Source organism: Moorena sp. SIO3H5 (assembly GCF_010692395.1).
In the GTDB taxonomy this organism is placed as follows: Bacteria; Cyanobacteriota; Cyanobacteriia; order Cyanobacteriales; family Coleofasciculaceae; genus Moorena.
The window spans coordinates 1-5,004 of record NZ_JAAHHS010000501.1 but is presented as its reverse complement, the minus strand read 5'-3'; the positions used below and the strand labels follow the sequence as shown (position 1 = coordinate 5,004).

Here is a 5,004-nt window from a genome sequence, read left to right as displayed (position 1 = left end):
AGTGACCAAGACATACCCTTTGAGAAGTTGGTAGAAGAGTTGCAACCTCAAAGGTCTCTATCCCAAAACCCCTTATTTCAGGTAATGTTTGCCCTTCAGCAGGAGGAAATATTCAAACCATCCTTTAGCTTACCTAACTTGGAAGTAGGTTGGTATGAAAGAGTTGAAGCCGAAATGACAGTGCCGTTTGACATGGAATTACACCTATGGCCAATAAAAGAAGAAATCACAGGAATTTGTGCCTATAACCGAGACTTGTTTGAAGCCGAAACTATTAGTCGGATGCTGTCACATTATGAAAACTTACTCTCAGCAGTAGTAGAGACGAGCGAGCGACCTATTAGCCAGTTGCCATTAATGACACAGAAAGAGCTAGACCAGATACTGGTAGAGTGGAACAATACGAAAACAGATTACCCAGATGAAAAATGTATCCATCAGTTATTTGAGGAACAGGTCAAGAAAACACCAGATGCAGTAGCAGTAGTATTTGAGTCACAGCAACTTACCTACTTCGAGTTAAATTTTCGAGCTAATCAATTAGCTAACTACTTGCAAAGTTTGGGTGTCAAACCAGAATTTTTAGTGGGTATCTGTGTAGATCGTTCCTTAGAAATATTAGTAGGTTTATTAGCCATACTCAAAGCCGGAGGAGCTTATGTACCTATTGATCCAAATTATCCCTCAGAACGTATTAGTTACATAATTGCTGACTCTCAAGTTTCGGTGTTACTAACTGTAGAAAAATTACTTGATAAATTAACACAACTCCAAATCAAAAAGAATTGTGTACTCAAAGGCCAACAAATAATTTGCCTAGATGCTGAGTGGAGCCAAATTTATCAGGAAAATTACAGAGATATTGTGGAAACAGAGGTAAAACCAGATAACTTAGCCTATGTGATCTATACATCAGGTTCTACAGGAAAACCAAAAGGGGTAGCAATTGAACATCAGTCTTTGACCAATCTTGTGCAAGCAGTTCGGACTGAGTACGGAATTAACAATGATGATCGTGTTCTCCAATTTGCTTCGATTAGTTTTGATGTAGCAGCGGAAGAAATTTACCCCTGCTTGGTCTCTGGAGGCACTCTAGTTCTGCGAACTAATCAAATGTTAAATTCTGTATCTGATTTCGTAAAAAAATCTCAGGATTGGGAAATAACCATTTGGGATTTGCCTACAGCCTATTGGCAGGAAATAACTCGCCAACTAAAACAAACTTCTTTACGGCTTCCCCAGTTACTAAGGTTGGTGATTATTGGAGGAGAACGAGCGCTGCCTTTAGCCGTAAAAAGTTGGTATGAGGAAGTAGGCGACTATCCTCAACTAATCAACGCTTACGGACCAACAGAAGCCACAGTAGAGGCTACCCTCTGCAAAGTAACAGCAGAGATGATGCTCCGCAACGCTAATGCGAACGCGCTCCAGAAAGAATTACCAATAGGACGTCCTATTGTTAATGTCCAAGCCTATATCCTAGACAAACATCTTCAAGCAGTCCCTATCGGTATACCTGGTGAACTCCATCTTGGAGGGTCAGGTCTGGCCCGAGGCTATTTGCATCGCCCCGAACTCACAGCAGAAAAATTCATACCTAACCCTTTCGAGGGTGACAACTCTAAACTATATAAGACGGGAGACTTAGCTAGATATTTACCCGATGGCAAAATTGAATATATCGGTCGAATTGACAACCAGGTAAAAGTGCGAGGATATCGCATCGAAACAGGAGAAATAGAATCGACTTTAACTCAACATCCCACAGTCAAAGAAACAGTGGTATTAGCAACAGAAGATAACTCTGGTAATAAAAGTCTAGTTGCTTATATAGTGCTCTTAAGTGAAACTCCAGAAGGATCACAGACAGAACAAATAGGGAAATTGAAACAGTATCTCAAAGAGCGGTTGCCGGAGTATATGATACCAAGCGGGTTTGTACTGTTGCCACAACTGCCACTGACTCCCAATGGCAAGATAGACCGTAAGGCATTACCTGTACCAGATGTGGCCAGTAGTGTGTCCACAGAATATGTAGCTCCTGAGACGGAGACACAGAAAGCATTAGCAGAGATTTGGCAAGAAGTGTTGGGAATAGAACAGGTAGGAATACATGATAACTTCTTTGATTTGGGGGGTCATTCTCTAACCGCAGTAAAATTAGTTTCTAAGATATCCACAATTTTCAACATTAGTCTCTCAGTAAAAACTTTGTTTTTACAACCAATAATTGCTGATTTAAGTAATAGTATCACAGAATTAGTACAAAATAAAAATTTCTCTACACAGTCAAATAATCAATTAATCAAAAATGAATTTTATAAAACATTAAAAGATAAAGTTGTACAAACTAAAAATTCCGAGTATGTACAATTTAAATCTCGCTCTTTGTCATCCTTATTTTCTGTGGGTAAAATTCATCCTGTCGATGCAGCAGCCTTAGGTTATTTAGAAGAATATAATCCAGAACTGTTTGATTATAGTCGAGATTATATTATTGAAAATATCTTTGAAAATCTTCCTTTTTGGGTAATGGTCAAACAGACTAATTGGGGTCGCATTGCAATAATATTGTTGCCTCGATTTGTTTCTGACTTATATAGCAATCAAGATGATACAGTACAGGCAACTATTGAAGCATTAGAAATGGCGGGAAGAATTGGTGCTAAGTTTGTTTCTTTGACTGGTTTAATTCCTTCTGCTACTGATTATGGTTTGGCAATTACCAAGGCAATTGCAAATCGTCAGGATTTGCCAAAAATTACGACGGGACATAGAACAACTGGTGCTGCTGTTGTACTGACTATTAAGAAGATATGCGAGCAAGGTGGTCGAGATTTAAGTACAGAAAAAGTAGGATTTATTGGCTTAGGTTCTGTGGGAATGAATGTGTTGCCGTTAATGTTAAAATGCTTGTCACATCCTCAAGAAATTACTCTTTGTGACGTTTATGATAAGTTAGAATTTATGGAAAATATTAAACAAAATTTAGTCCAAAAATTTGGCTTTAAAGGTCAGATAAATTTGGCATTATCAAAAACAACAGTTCCAGAACAATTTTACGAGTCTACTTTAATTGTTGGAGCTACAAATGTCCCAGACGTATTAGATATTATGCAGGTTAAGCCTGGTACGCTCATTGTTGATGATTCTGGTCCTCATTGTTTTTCAGTGGAGCAAGCTATTCAGCGTTTTCAGGAACGAGAAGATATTTTGTTTAGTGAGGGTGGAATGTTGCGATCGCCATATCCTATGAAAACAACAATTCATTTACCACCCTCTGTAGAAAATATATTGAATAACGCTCAAAAGTCATCAATTTTTTCAAATCCTTTTAATATCATGGGTTGTGCTTTTTCTGGTTTACTTTCATCTCAGTTCGAGCAACTGGAGCCTACTGTAGGAATTTGCGATGGAGAACAGTCTCAATTACATTACCAAATTTTGGAAGAATTAGAATTTGAAGCGGGCGATCTACATTGTGAAGAGTATGTACTTCCAGAAAAATCAATAGCCAATTTTAGACAGCGTTTTGGCAAAGATTTGTAAGGATTTAGGTGATAGCAATCGCTGTTTAAGTCTGCGTTCGAATATCGCAGACTTCATAATAAAAAAGATATCTGATTATTTTTTGTGTTATTATTATCAGATATTAATCGTAGGGTGGGCAGTGTTATTATTATCAGAGATTAATCGTAGGGTGGGCAGTGCCTCAGATAACTTGAAAAGCTGACAATCGTTAAAGAGAATTGAGAATTGAGTACAGAATAAAAATGTTAGCGTGCGCGTGGCATTTCTTTGCTGAGAATCGAATTTTTTGGTTCTTTAGTACCTGCTATGCGCTCATTTCAGGTAAAAAAACAGAAAGCTTACTCTACAAGTGATCCAGAGGTGCGACCCGTGGCGAATTTAATAATTAGATGCGGAAAGCGCACCTAAGCGCTGCCGTGGTTTCCCCCATAAGCGACTGCATCAAGAGAATTATTTAGGATTGCTATATGTTACAAGCTTTGTTATGTCCCTGATAGCTATAAAGGATACTATTTTTAAACTTTTGTCAAGTACCTTTTTAACTAAATTAGATGATATTACCATTGTAAAATTTCGCCATAAACTTATTGATTGAACACAATAATTTATGAAACTTAATTCTAATAAATAGAAGTATTTTTTACGAAAAATGAGAGCTATATCCCTTGTATTGTCTGTTTTATAACTATTTTCCTACCAAAAAAAAAGTGTTGACTTAATCAAAAAATAATGATAATATACCAAAGGTTATTAAGCCGCCTATCTAAGAGTATGCTATTGTAATCTCAAAACATACATATGAGATCCATCACAACAAAGCTCAAACTTAATAACAAACAGAAAAACATGATGGCTCAACACCCAGGAGCATATGATGTTTAAACTGGGGTTTAAATTTGTGTAATATCGATATTTAAACCCAATTATAAGGAGCAAAAAATGCGGTGGCCTTGACTTCAATGCCTGTGGTTGAGTAAGCGCAGACGGTCTCAGGGTCAGCAGTAATTAAACATGATCAGATGGTCACGTTATGTGACGTTTGTATGTATCATTTTTGTGGAGCAGTGTAGATGTGATGTGATTCGGAATGTTAAACTGCACTTGTAGGGGGGTAAGTGTTTGTTTTACACCAAAAAGATAGATTATTATTTCAGATACTTACACTACAATTAGTCCCTTGACGTAAGTTATGAATAATTGCAGATCGCTATTTGCATATAACTGGAAGCTTAAAAAATGACAAATACAAATAAAGAACCAATTGCAATTATTGGCATGGGATGCCGTTTTCCAGGGGCTAAAAATCCAGAAGCATTTTGGGAATTATTATGCAATGGTGTAGATGCAATAACAGAAGTACCACCTGCCCGATGGGATAACGAATTATTTTATGACGCCGACATCTCCAAGCCAGGGAAAACGAACAGTCGGTGGGGTGGCTTTCTAGAGCAAGTAGATCGATTTGACCCGAAA

At 37.5% G+C, this 5,004-nt stretch carries 2 protein-coding genes; both read left to right on the top strand.

Annotated features, from left to right (window positions below; genetic code table 11):
* A partial coding sequence (locus F6K52_RS32270) for an amino acid adenylation domain-containing protein (RefSeq protein WP_293088522.1) occupies positions 1 to 3,549 on the top strand: 3,549 nt, incomplete at its 5' end.
* Between the two features lie 1,218 nt (positions 3,550 to 4,767).
* The coding region (locus tag F6K52_RS32265; protein ID WP_293088520.1) for a beta-ketoacyl synthase N-terminal-like domain-containing protein at positions 4,768 to 5,004 on the top strand (237 nt) is incomplete at its 3' end.